The organism is Pseudomonas sp. CC120222-01a (genome assembly GCF_003097235.1).
GTDB lineage: Bacteria > Pseudomonadota > Gammaproteobacteria > Pseudomonadales > Pseudomonadaceae > Aquipseudomonas.
The window spans coordinates 183,527-206,622 of sequence record NZ_QEQQ01000008.1 but is presented as its reverse complement, the minus strand read 5'-3'; the positions used below and the strand labels follow the sequence as shown (position 1 = coordinate 206,622).

Sequence of the window (23,096 nt, the reverse complement as noted above, 5' to 3'; positions counted from 1 at the left end):
CTAAGCTTTCGAGATGCCGCCGGGCGTCTCGAGGAAACTGCCATGGGTACCGCCTCTCTGTCCGAGCTCGATGACGCGCTACCCGGCCTGACCCGCAAGATCCGCGTGCTCGATGCCCTGGCCTGGCCGGATGGCATCGAGCAGGTATTCCTCAGCCAGTGGCGCGCCGGCAACGCCCAGTTGCCTCAGGTGCAGTTGCAACCCCGCGAGCACAGCGCCGACATTGCCGCGTTGGAGGCCTTTATCGGGCAGTGCGATCAGGGCCATCCGGCCGGGCGCTTCCTGGCGATGACCGCCCGCAGTTACGCCACCGCCGGGCGCATGCTGGGGGCCATCGGCCCCCCCGAATTCACCCGCTGTTCCGCAGCGCTGTACCGGCGTCCGGATTTCCTTTACCCCAGGCAGAACCTGACCATGCTCGATGCGGCCGGCTTCTTCCTCAAGACCACCGACGCCCTGTTGGGCAGCGAGCAGATTCCGCCCAGCGAGGCTGACATTCCGGCTGAAGATTTCGCTGCCTGGATGCAGCCGGAAATAGACCGCTTCTTTGGTGCCGGGCGGATCAGGATCGTGCTGGACCCGAACCTCGCCTCCAAGGCCATCGCCGGGACCAGCCGCATTCGCCTGCGTGGCGGGGCGCTGTTCAGCGAGCTGGACAAGCAGCAGCTGTTGCAGCACGAGGCCTTCGTGCATGTCGCCACCGCACAGAACGGCGCCAGCCAGCCCAACCTCAAGTGCCTGGGGCTCGGTGCGCCGCGTACCACCCAGACCCAGGAGGGCATTGCCACGCTGGCGGAGTTGTTCACCGGCAGCATGGACATCAACCGCCTGCGCCGTGTCGCCCTGCGTGCGCTGGCGGTCCAGCAGGCACTGGATGGTGCCGACTTCATCCAGGTGTTCGAAGGGTTCGTGAACGCCGGGCAGTCGCCGCAAGAGTCGTTCCGCTCGACCCAGCGGATCTTCCGCGGTGCGGACCTGCGCGGCGGCTCGGCCTTCACCAAGGATGCCGCCTACCTGACCGGCCTGCTGGGCGTGCATACCTTGCTGCGCGTGGCGATCCGTGACAACCGCCCGGAATTGGTCGGCCACCTGTTCGCCGGGCGCCTGACCCTGGCCGATACCGTGCGCCTTGCACCGTTGTTCGAGTCCGGCTGGCTGCAACCGCCGGCCTACATCCCGGGCTGGGCCTGCGACATGCGCCGGCTCGCCGCCAACCTGGCGTTCTCCGCCTTCATCGCCCAGATCAGGCTGGATGTGCTCGACCTGCCGATGTTCATGGCCTTTGCCGATGAGCATGAGGCGGATGCCAGTGCCCCGTGACTATGGCACCAGCAGCGTCTGCAGGCTGGCCAGAATGGCATTGCCATCGTAGGGCTTGCGGACCACCGCCACCTGCTGCAGGTGCTGCGGAATGCTGACGCCATCGCCGTAGCCGGTGGCAAACAGGAACGGAATGCCGCGCCGTACCAACTCATCGGCCACACAGATCGATGTGCCGGTGCCCAGGTTGATATCCAGAATCGCGGCATCCGGTGCCCGCTTGCCCAGCAGCCTCATGGCCTCATCTTCGGAGCCGGCCGTGATGACATCGGTGATCCGTGCGTCGTTGAGAATCTGCTCAAGCCCCACGGCGATGACCAGTTGATCTTCGAGAATCAGCACGCAGGCATCCGTGCGCGCAGCAAGTGCGCTGCTCGACGGCGCCAGCGACGCGGCTGGCAATGCTTCAGGTGCGTCGGCCACCGAGAGGTGGCGGGCCGGGATGCGAAAGAACCCTTGAAGGCCTTCGGGCAGGTATTCGACGCGGCTGGTGCCACCCAGGTCGAACGGTATGCTGCGATCGATCAGCACCGTACCGAAGCCACTGCGGCTCGGCGGGCGAACCGTCGGCCCATTGCTTTCGCGCCAGGTGATGTCGCAGGCATTGCCCGCGTCCACTGCCCAGCTGACGCACAGCCTGCCGCCGGCCCTCGACAGCGCACCGTACTTGGCCGCGTTGGTTGCCAGTTCATGCAGCACCAGGGCCATCACCGAATAGGCGCGGGCGTCGAGGATCACATTGGGCCCAGTCAGCTCGATGGCTTCGGCCGACGTGCGATAAGGCGACAGCTCGGCCTCGAGCAGGGTGGCCAGGCGCCCGCCGCCGTCACCGCGCACGACCTGGTCGTGGGCCAGGGACAGTGCGTGGATACGGCCCTTGAGCGTCGCCACGTAGTCCTTGAGCGTCTGGCTCTCGGACGTCGGGTGGGCCACCAGCGCGCCGATCAGCGAAAGGATGTTCTTGACCCGGTGATTGAGTTCTTCATTGAGAATGCGCTGACGGACTTCGGCCTTGGAGCGCTCATTGGCCAGCAGCTCACTGTTATGCAAGGCCACTTCGACGATGGCCGTGCGAATGGCCTCGCCGAACTGGCGGTCCTGTTCGCTCCAAGGCAGTGATTGCTGGTGCACCGTCTCTTTCCAGATGGCAAAGCTCTTGCGCGGCGTCAACCGATCGCCCAGCGCGCCAATTTCGTAGGTTTTGTTCGGGTCGCCGGCCCAGTCCAGCGTCTCGACCACTTCCTTGCGGAACAGCATCAGGTAATCCCTGGGCTGCTGCGACATCGGGATGATCAGCACGCCGGAGACTTCGGTGAAGTAGTCCTTCGCCATGGGGTGGGCCATCGACAGCCGGTTGGACGCCCAGGTCTTGCCTTCGGTGACCCCTTGCGCAAAGCTCAGCAGCTCCGCGATTGAGGATTTTGGCGGCGTCATGCCAGCCGACGACCAGCGCCCCTGCATCGACATGCCGATGCCGTCGCACGGGATCAATGACTGAAAATCACCTAGGCGGGAATGGAAGAACGCCTCGATATCAGGCACATGGTTGGCATCGCGCAGCAGCGAGTCCAGTGCCCTGTGAACGTTGACGGCCGCTTCAAGGTTCTGCCGCGTACGCAGGGTTTCGATGTGCAGGGAGAAGAACTCACCGAACATCTCCGCCGCCACCCGTTGCCCCATGGCCAGGGTGCGCGGCGCGTAATGGTGGCAGGCAATCAGCCCCCACAACGCGCCATCGACAATGACCGAGATCGACATCGAGGCACCCACGCCCATGTTGGTCAGGTATTCGCAGTGGATCGGCGAAACGCTGCGCAAGTGGGCGTAGGAGAGGTCCAGAGGCTCGCCTGACGGGTCCAGTATCGGCTCGATGGCAACAGCCTTGAACCTGGCGTCGGAGATGATCCGGATCGGGTTGCGCAGGTACAGGGCGCGGGCCTGCTGAGGGATATCGGATGCCGGGAAGTACTGGCCAAGGAAGCTTTCCAGGTCGCCTCGCTTGGCTTCGGCCACGACTTTACCGGCGCCGTCGCTGCCCAGTTGGTAGATCATCACGCGGTCATAACCGAGCACTGCCCGCACGAAACGGGCAGCGTCGCGGAACAGCTTGTGGGTCTGGTCGACTTCACGCAGCTGGGCGATCAGCGTGCGCGCCAGCTCGATGGGTTCGGCAATGCTGGCGCCGGCGGGTTCGAACTCGATGATCGCGCTGCCCTTGAACACATGGGCCGAGACATCGAACGCCTGGCCTGAAGGCAGTTGCACGCTGAACGTCTGCGAGGGGCGCGCGCCTTCACGGGTACGGGCAAGCGAGTTGCGCAGGGTGTGAGCCACTTCATCACCCAGCAGGGCGTTCAGCTTCTGACCATTGATTTCGCCGGATACGCCCAACATCTGCGGCAGATTCGCCGAATGACGCAGCACGACGCTTGCTGACGCATCGCAGGCAAGCAGGCAGCCGTGGGGTTGGATGCTGCCTGGAATCTGGATCGGTTCGCGATCACAGTTGGTCAGGTTCACTTGGGGGTCGGAGGTCATTGGGCCCATGCCTGGTAAGAAAGAGGTAACAGTTGACGTACAGTACAGCAGAAAGCTTCGACGCTACCCGGATGGTTGCAATTGCCACTGCGGGTTCGACAACCGCTCGACGAAATACTCGGCCAGGGCCTGGACCTTGCGCGGCCGTGTGCGGGCGGACGGGGTCACGAAGTACAGCCCACCCTGGGTCATCCGCCATTCAGTCAGCAGGTGCTCAAGGCGGCCGTCGGCCAGGTACTCGGCGGCGATGAATTCCGGCAGCTCGGCAATCGCCATGCCCGCCAGCAAGGGTGCGATCAGGGCATCCGAGTTGGTCACCCGCAGCGGCCCACGTGGCGTCACGTCGTGCTCGCTGCCGTCGCTGTGGGTAAAGCGCCACACCTGGCTGCGGGCACGGTAGGCGTAACTCATGCAGGCATGGCCAGCCAGTTCGCGCGGGTGCGTGGGCTGGCCGTGGCGGGCAAGGTAGGACGGCGCGGCCACCAGATACTGGCTGACCGAACAGATACGCCGCGCCACCAGCGATGAGTCGGGCAGGGCGGCGATGCGCAAGGCGGCATCGAAGCCATCGGCGACCAGGTCGACGGTCGAATCGGACAGGTGCAGGTCGATTTCCAGTTCAGGGTATTGCGCCAGCAGCTCGGGCAGCAGCGGCGCCACCCAGCGCAAGCCGAAGGACATCGGCACTGCCAGGCGCACCAGCCCGCGTGGCTGTACCGACAGCTCCTGGGCCGCGCTTTCCATTTCTTCAGCCTGGCGATACAGCGCGCTGGCTTGCTCAACCATGCGCTGGCCGAATTCCGTCAGTGAGAGCTGGCGCGAGGTGCGGTTGAACAGGCGCGCACCCAGGCGTTCTTCCAGGCGCGCAACCGCCCGCGAGACTGTGGGTACCGACACGCCCATGGCCCGTGAGGCGGCGGCGTAGGAGCCTTCTTCGGCTACTTTGGCGAACATCGCCAGGCCTTCGAAATCCGGAATTCTTGTCATTTCATTTCTGCAATGATGTCTTTCAAATGATTCTATTTTGAAATGGATCACCCGTCGATACGCTTCTCCCCACAGCAACTCACCACCTCAACGGGAGAAACACCATGAGCAAGAAACTCGAAGGCAAGATCGCACTGGTCACCGGCGGCACCACCGGCATCGGCCTGGCCACGGCAAAACGCTTTGCCGAGGAGGGCGCCCATGTCTACATCACCGGGCGCCGCCAGGCGGAGCTGGACCAGGCGGTGGCGCTGGTGGGCAATGCCACGGGTATTGCGGTCGACTCCACCCGGCTGGAGCAACTGGACCAACTCTATGCCCGCATCGGCCAGGAAAAGGGCCGCCTGGACGTGCTGTTCGCCAACGCGGGCGGTGGTTCCATGCTGCCCTTGGGCGAGATTACCGAGGACCACTACGACGATACCTTCGACCGCAACGTGAAAGGGGTGCTGTTCACCGTGCAGAAGGCGCTGCCACTGCTGGCGCAGAACGCTTCGATCATTCTGACGGGCTCCACGGCCGGCAGTTCCGGCACGGCGGCATTCAGCGTGTACTCGGCATCCAAGGCCGCCGTGCGGGCCTTTGCCCGTAGCTGGATTCTGGACCTGAAGGACCGCGCAGTCCGGGTCAACACCCTCAGCCCGGGCGCAACACGTACGCCAGGGTTGGTCGACATCGCCGGGCCGGATGCCGCCCAGCAGCAAGGCTTGCTGGATTACCTGGCGGCTCAGGTGCCGCTGGGGCGGGTCGGGGAGCCGGTCGAGATCGCCAACGCGGCCGTGTTCCTGGCCAGCGATGATGCCAGCTTCGTCAACGGTGCCGAGCTGTTCGTGGACGGTGGCCAGGCGCAGATCTGAGCAGGATGATGGTTGTTTATGGGCTGGAGTACAAATGTGCTCCACTCATCTCAATGGATGATTGCTTGTGATTGTGTGAGGGCTGGCAGGTGTTCGCCGGTAGTTTTGCAGCGCCTGTGAGATCGAGCGCCGCCCGCGCGGCGCATCGCGGGCAAGCCCGCTCCCACATCTGTTTCAGGCCAATCTCTCCTGTGAAGCCAACAGGGACCGCCTTGTTTGCATGGCAATACATTTCGGTGGCGCTGATGAAGCCCCACCTGTCTCCAGTCATGCACCAAGGCGAATCCTGTTGGCGGCACAGGAGTAACTGGCCCGAAACAGATGTGGGAGCGGGCTTGCCCGCGATGCGCCGCGCGGGCGGCGCTCGATCTCACAGGCGCTGAAAACCTAACGGCGAACACCACCAAGCTGATAACCAAGACCAAGGCCATCTTTCGGTGCATCATGGTCATCTCGATATCCAGATCCGCTTCCCGTCAGTACTGAAAAATGAATCGACCACTATTCATCGCACTCGATGGCCCAAAAGGCACCGGCAAGACCACCTTGCTGGAGGCTGTTACCCAAGCCCTGAGGGCAGACAACAGGAAGGTGATCCGGCTGTGCGAAAAGAAAAGTGATCCCTTCAGGGGCGAGACCATGGCGCTGGTCAATCACTTGGCAAGAAACCCCTGCCAGGAGCTGGAACTGAAAGTCTGTGCGCGCCTGGCTGACAGCCGTGCGTGGATTTCCCGCAACGTGCTGCCCAGGCAACCGGCCAACAGCATCATCCTGATCGATCGCTGGTACCCCTCCGATGCCGCCTTTCGCCGGTCAGTCCCGTTTGCCGAGATCCTGCAGATTAACCGCGAGCGCAATGTGCAAGTGCCGGACCTGCATGTCGGCGTGGTCACTACGCCTGACACCTCGTGGGCGAGGGCAGCGGCACGTACGCGGGGGCTGGGCAGTACGGTGATCCGCCGGCTGGATGAGCAGATCGCCTGTACCGAAGCATTCGAGCGGGCGGTTGCCGACCATGGCTGGGTGCTGTGCCGTAACGAAGGAACGGTCGAAGACGCGACACAGCAGGTGGTCGCCGAGATTCAGGGCGTGCTGGCCTCAAACAACCTTTAGTGTGCGAGATGAGATCATGGCGCAAACCGACGTTCTCATTGCAGGTGCGGGCCCGACCGGGCTGACGCTGGCGCTTTGGCTCACCCGGCAGGGTGTTGCCGTCAGGATCATCGACAAAAGCAGCGGCCCGGGCGAAGCGTCGCGTGCCATGGCTGTGCAGGCCCGCACGCTGGAGCTGTACCGCCAACTCGACCTCGCCGAGGCGGTGATCGATGCCGGCTACAAGACACCGGCCATGAACCTGTGGGCCCGTGGCCGGCGCAGAGCGCGCATTCCCTTGATGGATGCCGGCGCATCGATTTCTGCCTACCCCTTCGTGTTGATCTATCCCCAGGACCGTCATGAGCGCTTGCTGGAGCAGCAGCTCCATGCGCTGGGCGTGACCGTGGAACGGCAAACCGAACTGCTGTGCTTCAAAGACGAGGAAGGCCACGTCACCGCTACCCTGAAACAGGCTGATGGGCAGGAAGTGGCATGCACTGCAGCGTATCTGGCCGGGTGTGATGGTGCCCATTCGCTGGTTCGTCATGCCCTTGGCAGTGGTTTCGAGGGCGGTACCTACAAGCAGCTTTTCTATGTCGCGGATGTACGGGTAACGGGAATCGAACCTGCAGGCGAGGCGCACATCGCGTTTGATAAGTCCGACTTCGTGTTGCTGCTGTGCTACGGCGAAAAAGACCAATACCGCCTGATTGGCACCGTACGGGACGAGCGTGCGGAGCATCCTGAGCAGCTCACGTTCGCCGACGTCGGGCATGACGCCATCAATGGCTTGAAGCTGAAGATCACTGAGGTGAACTGGTTTTCCGCCTATCGGGTTCACCATCGTGTCACGGACCATTTCCGCCGTGGCCGAGCGTTTCTGCTAGGTGATGCCGCGCATGTCCACAGTCCGGCAGGCGGGCAGGGCATGAACACCGGCATTCTGGATGCGAACAACCTGGCCTGGAAGCTGGCTGCTGTAATCAAGGGCAAGGCGCCCGATAGATTGCTCGACAGCTACCCGATCGAGCGTCAGGCGTTTGCCCGCAAACTGGTGGAGACCACGGACAGGCTGTTCGCACTGGTTACCGCCCAGGGCGGCTTCGCCGAATTTGTGCGCACACACGTCGCGCCAGTCATCGCCAGCGTTGCGTACAAGCGCGAAAGTGTCCGTGAATACCTGTTTCGCGTGGTCTCGCAAACCCGCATCGACTATCGCGACAGCCCGCTGAGCCAAGGCAAGGCTGGCGAGGTTCAGGGCGGTGATCGCCTGCCTTGGTTGCCTGGGGCCACGGCGGACAACTACGCATCACTGACAGCCATTGCGTGGCACGTGCACGTGTACGGCGAAGCCAAGGCAGACCTGGCCCAATGGTGCACGCAGCAAGGCATTACCTTGCAGGTTTTCCCTTGGCAGCCTGTGTACGAGCAGGCCGGCATTGCCAGAAATGCCATCTATCTATTGCGGCCTGATACCTATGTCGCCTTGGTTGATCCTGAGGGCGACCTGGCGGTTTTGAGCCGATATGTTGAGAAACAAGGCATCACGTTGTCCGCTTGAGATGCCGGAGGCGGCGACTGGCTGAGCGTTGGAACAGGACTTGCTGTAAGCCAGGGAAACGCCACAAAGTGGGTAATCCGGCCATGCTCCCTGTAGACCATTGCTATCTGCGCGCCAGGCCATGGCACCCATGTTCGGGTTCGCGGCACCCTATATCGGGTCATTTGCCAGGGTTAAATATCTGTTCCGGCTGTAACGGCGGAACAGGGGGGACGGGCGGAAAAGCCAGTCAGCGTGCTTCAGTGCTCATGGGCGTGGGAGTGAATGGTCAACGCACCCGGCACCTTGGTGCGCTCGAGGCCGCCGTGGTCCAGCCATCGAAGCGTTTGCTCATAGGCGCGCTCCAGCAAAGCGTCGGTCTGGTCAAAGTTGAACACTGAGACATCCACGGGGCACAGCGGCGGAACGATGTGCAGGCTGGTGAGCGTACGGAAGTGTTCGATATCGCTTACCAGCTGGCGCATGCTCATCAGGTTGACAGTATGCAATGCCAGGGCAACCAGCCCTTTGGGTGGCTGTTTCAAGGCACAACTGAACCCCGTGGGGATGACCACGACCTTGTTCGCCCCGAGGCTGACAGCGGTGGAAATGGGCGTGTTGCTGGCCACACCGCCATCGACCAGGAACTGGTCGCCAATTTGCACGCTGGGGAACACCAGCGGGATGGCAGCGCTGGCCAGCAACGCCTGTTCAAGCTCACCGCTGGACAGGACGGTTTCGGCACCACTGAGCAAGTCGGTCGTCACGATATGCAGGGGCAGTTGCGCATCCTCGATGCGATGAATAGGCAGCGCCTGGCCAAGCAAGCGGTGCAGCGCGGCCGGCTGCAGCAGAAAACCGCGCCGTTTGATCAGCCCTCTACAGGTATCGAGCCAGGACAGGGGAAAGACGTCGGCTCTGTTCAGGTTTCGCCAGAAATCGGCGAGCGTCTCGACACCCTGCGCGTCGGGCCTGGCGGCAAAGTAGGCGCCATTGATCGCGCCCACCGAGGCACCGATCACCCTGTCGAATCGAACATTGGCCTCCACCAAGGCCCGCAGCATGCCCACTTGAACCGCCCCCAGGCTGCCGCCACCGGCGAACACGATTGCGGTTTGCGTGGTCATGGCGGCAGTCTCTGTGCAGGCGTGTGGCATTAAGTGTAGCCGTGGACTGGCCACTGCCTGTTACACCGTTTGCTTGCCACAAGCGGTGTACTACGCTGCTGATACCCACGCTTGCCAGGAGAGCGCCGATGCTGCCCATGCCCACCTTCGGAGTGCGCGCTCATGGCTAGGCGGATGCTCGCCGGCCTGGCGGCGTGCCTGGCATTGGCAGCCACACTGTTGTGCGGCAGCAGTCAGGCAATCGAGGAAGTGGCGTCGGCAAGCGCCGAGCCTGCTGAGCTGAAAATCGCCAACCGTTCGATCGTGGTCTTTCATGCCACATTGCTGGGTGAAGTGCCGGCTGCCCGTGTCCGGCGCGCCGAAGCGGTCATCAATGAACAGCTCGACGATGGCTTTGCTGGCCGGGTCAGCGTAGACCCGATTCAGGACAGTTACATGGTGCTGCTGGGTGATCGTCGGGCGTTCATCGTCTCGCCCAGGGACCTGATTGGCGGCGACCTGGATGCTCGCCAGGGCGCTGAGCAAGCAGCCCAACGCTTGAGCCAGGTCGTCGAAGAAGCCCGGCAAGCACATAGCCTGCGTTTCCTGCTGGTCGCGCTCGGCCTGAGCGCCGCTGCAACCTTGATCTACCTGGCGCTGGTCAAACTCTGCCTGTGGCTGCACGGCAAGGCACTGTCGTGGCTGCCCCAGCGTGTACGCAAACACACCAGCGCCTTGCGCATCGGGCGTACCCAGCTGGTCGACTCGAGCAACCTTTACCCCTTGTTGCGGCGCCTGCTGGCGTTGTTGCGCTGGACGTTCATCCTGCTGCTGACCTATGAATGGCTTACTTTCGTCCTGCAACGATTCCCCTACACGCGGCCGTGGGGCGAGAGCCTGAACCTGTACCTGCTGGGTTTGTTGCGCCACGTACTGACCGGTATCGTCGATGCAGTGCCCGGGCTGCTGATCGCCTTGCTGATCTTCTTCATCGCCCGTGGCTTCAGTGCCTTCAGCAAGCGCCTGCTCGAGCGCCTGGCGCGGCCCGGCACGATCAGCTGGCTGACCCAGGAAACCCTGCAACCGACCACCCGGCTGACGGCCCTGGCCATCTGGCTGTTCGCCGTGGCCATGGCCTACCCCTATCTGCCCGGTGCCGACACCGACGCGTTCAAGGGGCTTTCGGTGCTGATCGGCCTGATGATCTCCCTTGGCGCGACCAGTGTGGTCGGCCAGGCCGCCGCCGGGCTGATCCTCACCTACACACGCACCCTGCGCCCCGGCGAGTACGTACGCATTGGCGAGCATGAAGGCACGGTCACCGAGCTGGGGATGTTCACCACCAGCATTCGTACTGGCCTGGGCGAGGTACTGACGCTGCCCAACTCGATGATCACCGGAGCGGTGACCAAGAACTATTCACGTGTGGTGCAAGGGCAGGGGTATGTGGTCGATACCACGGTCACCATCGGCTATGACACGCCATGGCGCCAGGTCGAGGCGATGCTGCTGGAGGCGGCGAAACGCACGGACGGGGTGCTGCAGACCCCACAGCCCCAGGTGTTCCAGACTGCCCTGTCGGATTTCTACCCCGAATATCGCCTGGTGGCCCAGGCGGTGCCGAGCGAGCCGCGCCCACGGGCAGAGCTGCTGACCATGCTGCATGCCAATATCCAGGACGTGTTCAACGAGTACGGCGTGCAGATCATGTCGCCTCATTATCTGGGTGACCCTGAGCAGGACAAGGTCGTACCCAGGGAGAGCTGGTACAACGCCCCGGCGTCGCCACCCGGGGACAGCCAGCGATAATCGATTTGCCTAATCAGGTCTTCATTCAATTGAAACACTGTGCGACGCGGCAGCTTTTCTTTCGGCGCCCTGACGCAATTCGGCAATATCGCGCTTGGGCGGCGTACCGAACTGACGCCCATATTCACGGCTGAACTGGGAAGGGCTCTCGTAGCCCACCTTGAAGGCCGCAGTGGCGGCATCCAAGTCTTCATTCAGCATCAAGCGCTTCGCCTCGTTCAAGCGCAGCCATTTCTGATACTGCAAGGGGCTCATCGCCGTGAGCTGGCGGAAGTGCTGATGGAAGGTGGAAAGGCCCATTTGCACCTGGGAAGCCAGGGCATCCACCCGCAGGGGCGCTGCATAGTTGAGTTTTAACCAGTCGATGGCTTTTGCAATCCGGTGGCCTTTGCTCCCTACCGAAGCGATATTGCGAAGCAGCGGTGCCTGGTCGCTCAGCAACAGTCGGTAGTGGATTTCACGCTGCAGCAGGGGCCAGAGCACAGGTATCGCGTCGGTTTCTTCCAGCAGTTCAATGAGCCTGGTGAAGCTCCCCAGCAGTTTTGGGTTCAAGGCACCCACTCCTGCACTGGTGTGGAGGGCGTGCTCGCTGATCGGCAGGCGACCGTCCTGCGCGATCAGTTCCGCCAGTGTGCGCAGATCAAGCTTGAACACAAGGCCCAGGCAAGGTGCGGTGTCGCTGGCAATCGTCACTGCCGAGTGGGCGGGTATGTTCAGCGAGGTGACCAGGAAACGGGTCGTATCGTAGGGGTAGGCGTTTGCACCGATGACCATTTCTTTAGCGCCTTGTACCACGAGCACGATGCTCGGCTCGACAATGCACGTGATCGGCGGGGCAGGGGCGTCACGTCGATATACGCTCAAGCCCGGAATGCAGGTCGAGAAGTCTCCAGCGGTATTCGCGTGGGCGCCGATGATCCTGCACAGCGTCGCCACCGGGTTAGCCAACGGAGGGGGTTGAATGAGGCTGGGCATGACAAAGGCTTCCGATCATCTCGTGGACGTACAGTATCTGCGTGGCGCACCAGGTGTACATGCCCACTCAGCATGGCTGGACGTTTAGGCAAGAAAACCAACCGATTGCTCTACTGTTTTGCCCCTTCCTCCTTCGATCATGGATGGCGTTACTCACTCCATTCTGAGCAGACAGGAAGATATGCATGAAGTCCTTGATCGTAGCGTTTGCCTTGATGGCCAGTTCACTTTCAGCTGGAGCTGCCGACATGTCCCATGGCGCCAACAATTTCTACAAGAGCGAACAGGTTTCGTCCGAACGGGTGGCCTTCAAGAACCAGTTTCAGATGACCACGGTTGGCAACCTCTTTGTTCCTGAAAATCTGAAGCCTGGCACCCGCTACCCGGCCATCATCGTCGGCCACCCGATGGGGGCGGTGAAGGAACAGAGCTCGAACCTCTATGCGCAGAAGCTAGCCGAACAGGGCTTTGTGACCTTGGCAATCGATCTGTCGTTCTGGGGGGAGAGCGATGGCCGACCGCGCAATCTGGTTTCGCCGGACATCTACGCCGAAGACTTCAGTGCGGCTGTCGATTTTCTTGGCGCCCAAGGGATGGTTGATCGCAACCGGATCGGTGTGCTGGGCATCTGCGGCAGCGGCAGCTTCGTCATCAGTGCGGCGAAGATCGACCCTCGAATGAAAGCGGTTGCCACTGTCAGCATGTACGACATGGGCGCTGCCAACCGTAACGGCCTCAAGCATGGCGTAACCGTCGAGCAGCGCAAGCAGGCCATTGCCGCAGCGGCTGCTCAGCGCGATGTCGAGTACGCGGGAGGAGAAACGCAATACACCAGCGGCACGGTCGAGAAACTGACTGACCGCTCCAATGCCATCGAGCGCGAGTTTTTCGATTTCTACCGCACGCCTCGCGGTGAGTTTACGCCCAAGGGCATGTCGCCCTCGATGACGACTCATCCAACGCTGACCAGCAATGTCAGGTTCATGAACTTCTATCCCTTCAATGACATCGAGACGATCTCGCCACGTCCGATGCTGTTCATCGCGGGAGAACATGCCCATTCGCGCGAGTTCAGTGAGGAGGCCTATCGCTTGGCGGGTCAGCCGAAGGAACTGGTGATCGTGCCCGGCGCCGGCCATGTCGATCTCTATGATCGTGTCGAGTTGATTCCCTTCGGCAAGCTGGCCACTTTCTTCCACGAAAACCTCAAGTAACTGCCGCTGAGGCATCGGCTCAGCCCAAAACGGGCTGGGCCGAGCCATTGCAACGTGTAATTTGTAGATTGAGTACTGTCATGACGAGTTCAGCCATACCGCTTCCTCAATCCAGCCGCCGGGTCTGGAGCGCAGTCCTGGCGATGTCCCTGTGTGCGTTCGCCCTGGTCGCGTCTGAATTTCTACCCGTGAGCCTGCTCACGCCGATTGCCTCTGATTTGTCACTGACTGAAGGCCAGGCCGGACAAGCCATTGCCATCTCGGGCTTGTTCGCCGTAGTCACCAGTCTTCTGCTTTCCAGCCTGACACAAGGCATTGATCGCAAGCCCGTGCTGTTGGTCACGACTGCCTTGATGATCCTATCCGGTGCAATGGTGGCGTTTGCTCCGGACTACCTTACCTTGATGGTGGGCCGCGCCGTGCTCGGAATCGCCATTGGTGGTTACTGGTCGATGTCCACTGCCGTCATGATGAGAATCGCACCTGAAGCGCTCGTCCCAAAAGCCATTGCGCTCATGCAGGGTGGCACTGCGTTGGCCACCGCCATTGCGGCCCCGGTCGGAAGTTACCTGGGAGGTATCATTGGCTGGAGAGGGGCATTCATCTGCGTAGTGCCTTTGGCTGCCATGGCGTTGATCTGGCAGGCGTTCACCTTGCCAAAGATGCCGAGCGAGCGTAGTACCGTCGCAGCGACCGAGGCCCTGCGCCTGGTGAAGGACAGCAAGGTCGCCCTTGGCATGGCTGCGGTAGCGCTTCTGTTCATGGGGCAGTTCACGCTGTTTACCTATCTACGACCGTTTCTGGAAACGGTTACGTTGGTTGATGCACCAACGCTCTCGATTGTACTGCTGATCATCGGCGTTGCGGGGTTGCTGGGCACGATGTGGGTGGGGGCGCTTGTCAGCAAGCACCTCTTCAGGGTGCTGCTCGGCATACCACTGCTCATGGCCTTGATTGCCTTCGCTGTCGTCTCGATGGGCGCCTGGATTATTCCAGCGGCGGTGCTATTGGGGGCTTGGGGCTTGATTTCCACCTGTGCGCCAGTGGGATGGTTCACCTGGCTGGCCAAGATCCTGCCCGAGGATGCCGAGGCCGGAGGCGGATTGATGGTCGCTGTGATACAGCTGGCGATCACGGCGGGCGCAACGTTTGGCGGTATGCTTTATGACCACGTCGGTTACCAGGCGACATTCATTGCCAGCGGGCTGATGCTGCTGGGCGCGACGGCTTTGACCAGCAGGGTAGGACGAACCCAACGATGATAGGGGCCACACGTGTGGCCCCGCAAATAGCCTAAGCCGAGATGAAAGCAGCAATGTGACCAGCCGCGGCCTCCGGATACTGCATATGAGGCCCGTGGCCAGCGCTTGGGAAGCTCACGAGAGTCAGCGTAGGCAGCTGACTGTTCAGGGCGTACCAGTTTTCGACCGGGAATACGATGTCGTGGTCGGAGCCCAAGTGGAGTAGGGGGATCGTAGTACGCTTCAGTGCATGCAACACCGCTTCAACTGGGAACACCGGGTTCTTGGGACCGTCTCCGAGTTGCTGGGCCGCCCACTCGACAGGCACTTGGGGGCTGCGATCTGCCATGCGTGAAGCCAGTCGTCCCCAGGCTTCCTCGGCTGCCGCTCGACTGGTATCTGAGGTTGGCTCGAAGAAAAGGCTTACGAAATCCTCAAAGTCGTTCTCTCGACGAGCCAGTTCATAGAACAGGGCTTCACCGGGTTTGGCCAACTGACCGGGTGGCGTCGTACCAATCAGTACGGCATGGCTTACCAGTTGTGGCGCCTGCGCCAGTACCACCTGAGCGGCAATTCCCCCGAGCGACCACCCACCAATCACAACTTTGCCAAGCCCCAGCGCCTGGATCAGCTCGATTGCATCCTTGGCCAGTGCTCCGGGATTGTAGCTAGCTGTGCCACTCGATTGGCCCAGTCCGCTGTAGTCAAAGAGGGTTACCTGAAAACCGCGCTCGACCAGCTTGTCGAGGAACAGCGGGTCCCAGTCGTCCATCGTGCCGCGGTATCGCACCAGCAGTACCAGTGGCTGGCCGCTACCGATGGTTCGATAAGCCAGGCGACGGTCATTCACCTCAACAAATTGGGTTGGAGCGGTAATGGCAGTGGCTGAAGATTTCATGATTTGCACATCCTGGATGAGGTTGCCTGCCATCCTGACCTCGACACGACGGTCCATAAACGTCGTTTAGGGGTGTGATTCAGGACGCGTGATTGCAAGCAACCTGCAGCTGACATCCGAACGAAGCGAGCCAGCGGCGAGTGAAAAGCTCAGGACGTGGTAGATGCAGTGCTCATTCAATCGTCGTGCAGCAATCCGGAACTGTACTCGCCAAAGCTGTTGCTCAACGCGCTACCGTGGAAATTCATCTGCTTTCCACTGTTCGTCGGCCCCGGACCAAACCCGGCCGGCACCACGGAGTCGACCGAGTAATCGTTTCCGGTGCTCACACCCGAAGCCGAGCAGGCGCTCAGCAACACAGCACCGGCCACCAGTGAAACTTTGACGAGGTTAGCGATCATTTTTGACTTCCTGTGGAGTTGAGGCGCGGGAACATGGACTTGTGGTGTTTATCCTAGGCCTCGCGATGGTGGCTCAAGTGCTCAGAACTAATAACTAGAAATTGCCACAATAAAGAAAGCCCTCAATTTGGGCTGGGATCGCCCCGGTCTCTCTTCTGTTTAAAGAATTAGTTATGCGAACAATACGCATTCGGCGGGCCTTTGCTGGGTGATAACTAAAGATTGGTAAATGTGCGGGACAAAAATGAAGCATGGATATTCCAAAATAATATAATTCTATATGTGAGCTTGGCTAGCCATGAGCGCTTGATTGATTGTGAGCATATCGCCATCGTTTAGCCATGGCGGTACATTCTCCGAATCCAACCGATTTTTGGTTTTCAGAATGCGTGTTTTTGACGGCGATTTACTATAGAGAGGCAGTACCTTTAGGATTTCATGCCGGGACCAACCGTTGGCAGCTAAGAAAAAATATAGACTGTAGCGTTGATCGCTTGTGTTTGCGCTCGTGCCAGGAGTTGCTGCCATTAATTTTTTAACGTAAGCGTGAACCGATCGAGAGCTGACAGGGCCAGTCAGTGATTTTCGGGTAGTCCTCGGGAACAAGTAATCAACCGGGTCGATGGAGTTTCTAAGCCAAACTTCTAGTGCTGACACGGGACAGATAACCGGAAGGCGAGTTAACCTGAACGAAAGCTTTTCTTCGCTTTGGTCGCTTATCCATTTCGTGGTGATCGTCAAAGAGTTTTGATCCAAATGCACATCCCGCCTTCTTAGTCGACAAACATCAGAAGTGTTTAATCCGAACCAAAAGGCTATAACCCAAATCGCCCTGTTTCTACAGGCGGTTTTTTGGTGGAATGTGAGTCTACGTGGAGTAGCGCCAGTGTGGTGATAATGTTGCTGTAGTACATCCGCGATGCACTTGATATCGCTGATTGTTGGGGGAGGCTGTAGCGCGTTCGCCTTTAGTTCTGTTTTAGCCCGGATCAGTTGCGTTAATTGCATAACCGCTCGGCATTCGGTAGGGTCGGGAAATCCGTTTTCCGTGTGCCAGCGCCTGATCGCCAAGAGCTTGGACTTGAGTAGTCTGACGTTGCCACAGGCGTAGCATTCCGCCAGGTAAATGCAGACCTCGTACGGCAGCGCCGGCAAATTTCGCTGGGGTGATTGGAGGTAGTGTTGTATCACGCCCTGACAATGGAGCTCTTCCCGACGAGAGTTTAGATCACTCCTGTTCATATGTGCCTTACCTCCTAGGGTTGGCATCCTTTCAACTGTTTAGCATAGCTCTTGGTCGGCCAGCTTATTTGCGCCTCCTGTGGACCGCGTGTGCACTGTCCATGTCCGGGCGGGTGGGCGGGCCCTAGGATAGTAATTTGAATCCGACCTCAGCTCAGATGTAACGGCCTCATGCGCCGCTGTGCCATACAGGATATAATATGGGTAACGTGTGTAGTATGGACACGTTGTAGGACAACCTGGCAAAGGGGAATGCGCGATGCTACCCATCGATGTAGACGTGCTAAGGTCCGAGTACGGAGATCGAACGCCAACAAACTGTCTCATTCCTGGCGAACCTGGTGAGCACAGCTGCATTGTGTTTTACCGCCATATCCGGCAAGGCATCAACCTGAAAGATGTATGGGGCATGCTGTCGGTTTATGACGCTAGTTTTAGAAAACAGGTCATGAACTGCATTCTCGGTGTGCCCATCCCCATAAATCAGAGGCGGCCCAGCAGTAAGAGTCCTATGCGGCTCAGTCCTCAACAAAGCGCAGTGGCGTATCTGTATGCGGAGGTTTTCGAACAGGCAATCGCAGTATTTGGAACCCGAGAGTTGGCGGTGAAATGGCTCATTCGTCCGTGCCCTTATCTTGAGGGATATGTACCGCTGGAAATGGTCGGCAACGTACTTGGCTATCAAGCCGTCCAGCATTATCTGGCTGGCATTCGATACGGCGTGTATCAATGATCGTCAACTGCATGATGATGTGGTGCCTCGACACGTATTCACCCGAACGCACTCTGCCAGCAGCTTGCTCCGCATCGGTTTGTCGCATACCTCCGCCGGTGTCAGGTAAAGTGTTTGGTCTGAGGCATATCGCAGTCTATGACTATCAGCGTCAGAGCCCACGAGCTATAGATAGAACATGGCGGTCGCTTTCAACGATCCAAAGAACAGATGGGGCTGAGCGGTTGTAGTGAGTTCGGCCCGATTGCCGAAGTTACGCATCATAAGTCCTTGGTCTTCCGTCACGGCCCCGATGAGTCGGCGCAGAGACGTTCGATCGGCGGGAAGGTCCAGTAAGCAGTGGTAGTGCCCCTCTAATCGCTGTCCCAGCAGTCGATCGAGCATCCCCGAAGTCGTCCCATTATTCAGTATTTCGAAGAAATGTTCGGGATCGATATGTACGACAAATCTAGATGCCGAGCGACTCCAGAACCAAAGTCGGGAAACGAGTTGGTAAAACACTATCTGAAAGAAGTGATGTGCCGTACAGGGCATCATGGCAAGCTTGCTTAACGCTAATGCAGCTGGTCCTGATAAGTGTGGGTGCAAGTCATTACTCAAGTATTCAAATTTTTGCCGAAACAAGGAGAGCGCTGCGGCGTAAGTGCACATGTTGCGTTGTTGCTCGCCTAGATCAGGTCGCGACAGCGAGCTGCAACAGGCGCAGTCATGGTGTGCCTTAAGCAGCCGACGCTGATGAAAATGTATGAACCTGCGATAATACAAATCAGAGGAAGGAGGCAAGAAGCGTGGTGCGGTAATCTCCAATCGTTTGCACCATATTGTTACAGTATTGTCTGGCAAGAACTCACGAGCATCATAAATGTTCGAAGCGTTGGGATCAGTCGCGGCCGATGGGCCGTAATGGAGTACCTCCAGCACCGACAACCTCGCTAATCTTTCTAAGTTTAAGAAGAAGTTTCCGCAGGCCCTGAGCAACGGATCAGCAGCACGATAACGACAGATTTCGAAAATAGCTGCGCGCTTCGGCACCCAATATCCACACTCAGGGCATGTATAACCTATCGAACTGCCAAATGGGCGCGGTACAAATTTATGGATATTCAAGCAAATTTTACACATTGGCTTGAGTGCTTGATTGTGCCATGGGCAACGGACCATAAACTGTAGTGAAAAAAAGCTTGGAACAAATCCAGCTTCTTCTACGCACCGTGGACAATACTTTGCCACGCCCCTGGTGCTGATTGGAAAGTGATTAATTATCCAGTCACCTTCGTTGAGTAGCGAAAAATATTGATGTTTAGAGTCGTAAATTTCATCCAGAACCATAGACATGTGATTCCTTCTGCCAATTGCTGACTTATCACGCGTCTTTTTCATGGGGCAGGTGCGCAGTAATACACTGCCGCTGACACCATTTATCACTGCAATTTTATGCAGGGTGGTTATTGTAGAGTCATGTGGCCACGGAAAATTATCGGGAAAAAAGAGACCCTTCTTATAATGCATCGCAAAATACCCCGACACCTGAGCGCCGTACCGCTTCATTGACAAGCTTGTCATCAGTCTCGAGCAGTTCGCTGTCATGAGGGGCGAGAAGAAGCAATAGGCAGACGATTGATTCGCGTAGGTGCTGCATGGGTAAATTTTTTATATATTTACCAGTAACGCTCTCGCTGAAGGCGTTCCAGAACATTTCGGCCAGAGGGACAAGTCTAAATCCAGCCGCATAGGCTTGGGGTATAAAGTAGGCGGTGTAGCTTATGCCGGAGCCAAAAGGAAATTCTGAACCGGTATCGCACGCCTGCAAAATCGTTGCTAATTCGTCGACACTTTGACAGCCCCTGAATGGGATGATTTCGGCGAAAAAACGCGCAATGATCTGATAATGTTTCACCGCCTTAAGCCCACTGAGGCGGCTGTATATTTCGGGTTGGGCGAAGCCTATCAGTGTGAGCGTGATACCCTGCAAGTGCAGGTAATTATGCAAGTCTGCCAATATATGGAAGTCAGTGGGCTCCCAGTTCTGGATCTCATCAACAATCAGTATGCAATGGGGCGCCACCTGGCCGGTTACATGGGCCTCGATATACGCTAAAAAATGCTGAAGGTGATCTACGCCGTGCGCTTGTGGAAGGATATTTTCCGAAGTGCAAAGTTCCTTCAATACGGATTGCCGTTGTCGGGCTAGTCGAGAACGGGCCACGTGGAGTATTACCAGTACTGTCGGTAACTGAATTCTCATACGTGCGGCAACGAACTCGGAACAGCAGGTTTTTCCAGTCCGCGACGATCCTTCGAACAATACTGCGGCCCGCCTCGCACCAACGCGGTCCAGACACAGTTGATAGACTCGCACCATCTGTTGGGTGATGATCTGCGCCTGAGCGGTGACCAGAGGGTGGCCGGAAGCCTTCATCGTTCACCTCGGTTCAGCGCTTTTCCGGGTGTGGGTAGCTCTCCGTACTCGACATCCGGCTGTAAGAAATAGTCCGGGCGCAGTGCTCGTTGCTTTTTCGAGGTGGTTTTTTCTGCTAGAGGGGCGGCGTCTCGACTGATGGACAGCGCCACGGCAGCCTGCCCGTGCTGGGTGAAGTAATCGACGAGCTGTGGCACGGGGTCACGTTCGCTATCAATTCTCAAGTCGCCAGTACGGATCAAACTATTGATCCTGCGCCGCACTGTGGGCGTATGTTTAAAGGTCCCCCAATAACCCTGGGCGCGAAGAAAACCAAGGCACTCACCATTCGGCAGATACGCTTCGATGGCTCGGTAATCGTGATAATCCACTTTGATCAGCAGTTCCATCCCCACAAACCCAAAGTCACCTGCTAACACCTCGTTGGTGTAGCGGGCCCGATCCAGTTGGATATGCGGTCTGCGGCCACTGTTTAATCCGCCCCGTACTGTCGCCTTGACCGTACTCATGTCCGCCTCTAGGCGTTGAATCTGGTCTGCCTCATAGTGGGGATGGAGCATGCCTTGATCGAAGTACTGCCGCAGGTAAGCCAGGGGGGAGAGCCATCCCAAACCCTCAGTCGGCTTAGCATTGTAATTGCACAGGAAGACATCCATCGCATCCTCCATCAGCAGAAGGTCAATTTCGTACGTGACTGCTTTCTGTTCCGCCTCCGCGGCACGCCCTTGGTGAGGGCTGCTGCCAGTCGATGACATGAGCTGATGTACTGTACGCGCCACTTCCAGGAAGGAGCGTTCTATTTCTGCGCGAGTCTCGAAGTGTCCCACCGGCCCGATGCACACGTGGAAACCGAAGTCGCAGCGCGCCACAGTGGTGATCTTCTTGGCCAGGTTGGACAGGGCGCTGTCAGCGAAAAACACACCGCAACCAATCCCATGGCACTCATCCAGAATGCCCGAGGGCAGTCCTGCCCCTGCCGTATAGGGAAATGCTTGATTAACCAGCGCCCTCGGCCGCCAGCGGCCAAGACACGCTTGGGCAATGACTTCGCGGACATCAGTTGCCGACACCTCACTTCTCAATACCAGCTTGTACGCCAAGACAGCATTGGAAAAAGCTTCAATGATTGACAGCAGCCAGATTCGATCAATGGTGATCCATTGGTAGATGCCGGGTGCCTGCTCGACCCGCAAGGCAAAGAAAGCGTCAATGTAATGGCCGTCCAGTTGCACACAATCAAAGGGTCGTTGGGCTTTGATGTAACGTTCATGGCCGGTACCCGTGGCGAGATGCGCCACAGCTTCCGGACTTCCGTGACTGTGTATGTATTGAACTGCGTACCGTGCTCGTAGCCTTTTCAGGTACTTGCGGATACTGGTGCGCCCTGCATGCTTGGTGTTGAACGGCCAAGCGGGGGCTGTGATCCCTGCTTTATTCAGCAGCTTATAAAACTCGTTAATCAAATAGCTCAGTTCGCTTCGAGTGCTATCGTGCGGAGCGCCAGGTCTACGTAAGCGTTCGATCATGGCCAATTCGATGTTGCTGTATTCGCCCAGCAGCTTGTTGAGCAAGCCAGACATGCCACCCCGCTGTTCCGTCCGTTTTGGCCCTGCAGCTTTCCGGCGCTCGTAGAGCGTCACTCGTGCGTGAGTCAGCAAGGCCCGTTCGCCAAAGTAATGTCCGTCCGCATCAATGGCGCAGAAACGATCAACGATTCGATTGACTTCGCTGGCTGGAAAACCGGTTCGTACTCTGATTTCAGTCATCGGGCGACCGTCAATGTACAGTTCCACCGCCAGCCGTTTGCGGGCGAAAAACGGCCACTGTTCTTGCGGGACGGACGCTGGTTGGACGCGTGGCCAAGCGCCGTCCTTAATTGCTTGCGGAATGCCAACACGCTTCATAGCGACGCTCTCGCTGACCACCGCGTTTGCCGCGTCGGAGTGGTTTGCTCAATATCGAGTGTCACGCGGCCTTCGATCGAGAGCTGGATCAACGCTGCAATGAGATGGGTGGGCGGTAGTACAGGGTTGGCTTGCAGCATCTCACCCAGGGTCCCCGACTGTGCTTCGCTCACATAATTCAGGAGCGCTTGTCGGACATGATCAATGGACTGGCTGCGGGTAACGGCGACGAAATGCATGAGTCGCAGTCGGGGCATTAACTCATAGCGGTGCGTCAGGCGTGTTGATTCATCAAACAAGCGGTAGGTAGCGCCATTGTCGGCAGCCATCTGACGTTGCGCGATGATCTGCTCACTGACTGTGTTTTCCTCGACGTATCCTGCCTTGACTTCGTGCCACTCCAGCCCGCCAGAAGCATTCGTGGCAATCACGTCCGGCCGGGTCTTTCGACCGCCGCGTTGGTCAGCGTAGAGTTCGTTCGCTCCTGGAATCCAGAAGTTGACGATGCTTGGTTCAAACTCCAGGTGCAGCAACCAGTGAGCGAGCTCCTGATTGCTTTCCAAAATGAGGTCAGAGCGAATCTTATGGCTGTAGACCAGCCACAAGTTGCTGCGCGTCGACTTGCGTCCCCGCAGCCGCGCCAAAAAGGCATTTTCCGGTGTCTTATTAGGCATAGCCATCCCCTCGACTTAGATAGATCGCGTCGTGGAGTGACTCGCCACACCCTCGCGTGAATTCCTTTTAATCGGGGGGGCATGCACCGTCCTAAGAGTATAGACCAGGCCTCTTGGGGCAGAGCGGCACGGCTCGCGGCGTG

General features: G+C 58.8%; 18 protein-coding genes. 8 read left to right on the top strand and 10 right to left on the bottom strand.

Features of this window, described 5'->3' with window-relative positions; translation table 11 throughout:
- Positions 1–42 precede the first annotated feature (42 nt).
- Complete coding sequence (locus N430_RS13245; protein ID WP_110637538.1) at positions 43–1,320, top strand: flavohemoglobin expression-modulating QEGLA motif protein; 1,278 nt, start codon at positions 43–45, stop codon at positions 1,318–1,320.
- Here N430_RS13245 and N430_RS13240 read toward each other — a convergent pair whose 3' ends face one another.
- Together N430_RS13240 and N430_RS13235 are read right to left on the bottom strand one after the other, a co-directional pair.
- A complete protein-coding gene (locus N430_RS13240) occupies positions 1,321–3,858 on the bottom strand; it encodes an HWE histidine kinase domain-containing protein (RefSeq protein WP_110637539.1) in 2,538 nt (845 codons plus the stop codon). It abuts the gene before it with no gap.
- 63 nt (positions 3,859–3,921) lie between these two features.
- Entirely contained in the window at positions 3,922–4,845 is a 924-nt protein-coding gene (locus N430_RS13235; RefSeq protein ID WP_110637540.1) for a LysR family transcriptional regulator, read from the bottom strand.
- Between the two features lie 104 nt (positions 4,846–4,949).
- Here N430_RS13235 and N430_RS13230 point away from each other — a divergent pair, with 104 nt between their 5' ends.
- From N430_RS13230 to N430_RS13210, 3 genes are all read left to right on the top strand, one after another.
- Positions 4,950–5,702 carry an SDR family NAD(P)-dependent oxidoreductase gene (locus N430_RS13230; RefSeq protein WP_110637541.1) on the top strand — a complete coding sequence of 251 codons (753 nt, stop codon included), beginning with the start codon at positions 4,950–4,952 and terminating at the stop codon, positions 5,700–5,702.
- A gap of 489 nt (positions 5,703–6,191) precedes the next feature.
- Entirely contained in the window at positions 6,192–6,815 is a 624-nt protein-coding gene (locus tag N430_RS13215; RefSeq protein ID WP_110637543.1) for a dTMP kinase, read from the top strand.
- Between the two features lie 16 nt (positions 6,816–6,831).
- On the top strand, positions 6,832–8,358 hold the full coding sequence (locus N430_RS13210) for an FAD-dependent monooxygenase (protein WP_110637544.1): 1,527 nt from the start codon (positions 6,832–6,834) through the stop codon (positions 8,356–8,358).
- Positions 8,359–8,597: 239 nt separating this feature from the next.
- Here the strand turns inward: N430_RS13210 and N430_RS13205 are convergent, their stop codons facing one another.
- Positions 8,598–9,464 (bottom strand): patatin-like phospholipase family protein, encoded by an 867-nt coding sequence (locus tag N430_RS13205; protein ID WP_110637545.1) that lies wholly within the window; start codon positions 9,462–9,464, stop codon positions 8,598–8,600.
- Between the two features lie 162 nt (positions 9,465–9,626).
- On the opposite strand from N430_RS13205, the gene N430_RS13200 reads away from it, so the two are divergent.
- On the top strand, positions 9,627–11,252 hold the full coding sequence (locus N430_RS13200) for a mechanosensitive ion channel family protein (protein ID WP_110637546.1): 1,626 nt from the start codon (positions 9,627–9,629) through the stop codon (positions 11,250–11,252).
- Between the two features lie 21 nt (positions 11,253–11,273).
- Here N430_RS13200 and N430_RS13195 read toward each other — a convergent pair whose 3' ends face one another.
- Positions 11,274–12,227, bottom strand: a complete 954-nt coding sequence (locus tag N430_RS13195) for an AraC family transcriptional regulator (protein WP_110637547.1) — start codon at positions 12,225–12,227, stop codon at positions 11,274–11,276.
- A 185-nt stretch (positions 12,228–12,412) separates the two neighbouring features.
- On the opposite strand from N430_RS13195, the gene N430_RS13190 reads away from it, so the two are divergent.
- Entirely contained in the window at positions 12,413–13,441 is a 1,029-nt protein-coding gene (locus N430_RS13190; RefSeq protein ID WP_110637548.1) for an alpha/beta hydrolase, read from the top strand.
- Positions 13,442–13,521: 80 nt separating this feature from the next.
- Positions 13,522–14,703: an MFS transporter gene (locus tag N430_RS13185; RefSeq protein WP_110637549.1), complete on the top strand. Its 1,182-nt coding sequence runs from the start codon at positions 13,522–13,524 to the stop codon at positions 14,701–14,703.
- 31 nt (positions 14,704–14,734) lie between these two features.
- On the opposite strand, the gene N430_RS13180 is transcribed toward N430_RS13185, so the two are convergent.
- The gene (locus N430_RS13180; protein ID WP_256592132.1) at positions 14,735–15,637 is read right to left on the bottom strand and encodes an alpha/beta fold hydrolase; all 903 of its coding nucleotides are present in this window, start codon (positions 15,635–15,637) and stop codon (positions 14,735–14,737) included.
- A 119-nt stretch (positions 15,638–15,756) separates the two neighbouring features.
- Positions 15,757–15,981, bottom strand: coding sequence for a hypothetical protein (locus N430_RS13175; RefSeq protein ID WP_110637550.1), 225 nt, complete (start codon positions 15,979–15,981; stop codon positions 15,757–15,759).
- Between the two features lie 1,501 nt (positions 15,982–17,482).
- Here N430_RS13175 and N430_RS13165 point away from each other — a divergent pair.
- On the top strand, positions 17,483–17,956 hold the full coding sequence (locus tag N430_RS13165; protein ID WP_110637552.1) for an MbcA/ParS/Xre antitoxin family protein: 474 nt from the start codon (positions 17,483–17,485) through the stop codon (positions 17,954–17,956).
- A 165-nt stretch (positions 17,957–18,121) separates the two neighbouring features.
- On the opposite strand, the gene N430_RS29290 is transcribed toward N430_RS13165, so the two are convergent.
- The 4 genes from N430_RS29290 to N430_RS13145 all read right to left on the bottom strand — a co-directional run bounded on the left by N430_RS29290 (position 18,122) and on the right by N430_RS13145 (position 22,953).
- Positions 18,122–19,291 carry a hypothetical protein gene (locus tag N430_RS29290; RefSeq protein ID WP_133248849.1) on the bottom strand — a complete coding sequence of 390 codons (1,170 nt, stop codon included), beginning with the start codon at positions 19,289–19,291 and terminating at the stop codon, positions 18,122–18,124.
- A 163-nt stretch (positions 19,292–19,454) separates the two neighbouring features.
- Entirely contained in the window at positions 19,455–20,375 is a 921-nt protein-coding gene (locus tag N430_RS13155) for an ATP-binding protein (RefSeq protein ID WP_110637554.1), read from the bottom strand.
- Positions 20,372–22,279 carry a hypothetical protein gene (locus tag N430_RS13150; protein ID WP_110637555.1) on the bottom strand — a complete coding sequence of 636 codons (1,908 nt, stop codon included), beginning with the start codon at positions 22,277–22,279 and terminating at the stop codon, positions 20,372–20,374. Before N430_RS13150 ends, N430_RS13155 begins: the two co-directional genes overlap by 4 nt.
- Positions 22,276–22,953: a hypothetical protein gene (locus N430_RS13145; protein ID WP_116583642.1), complete on the bottom strand. Its 678-nt coding sequence runs from the start codon at positions 22,951–22,953 to the stop codon at positions 22,276–22,278. Before N430_RS13145 ends, N430_RS13150 begins: the two co-directional genes overlap by 4 nt.
- Positions 22,954–23,096: the final 143 nt, after the last annotated feature.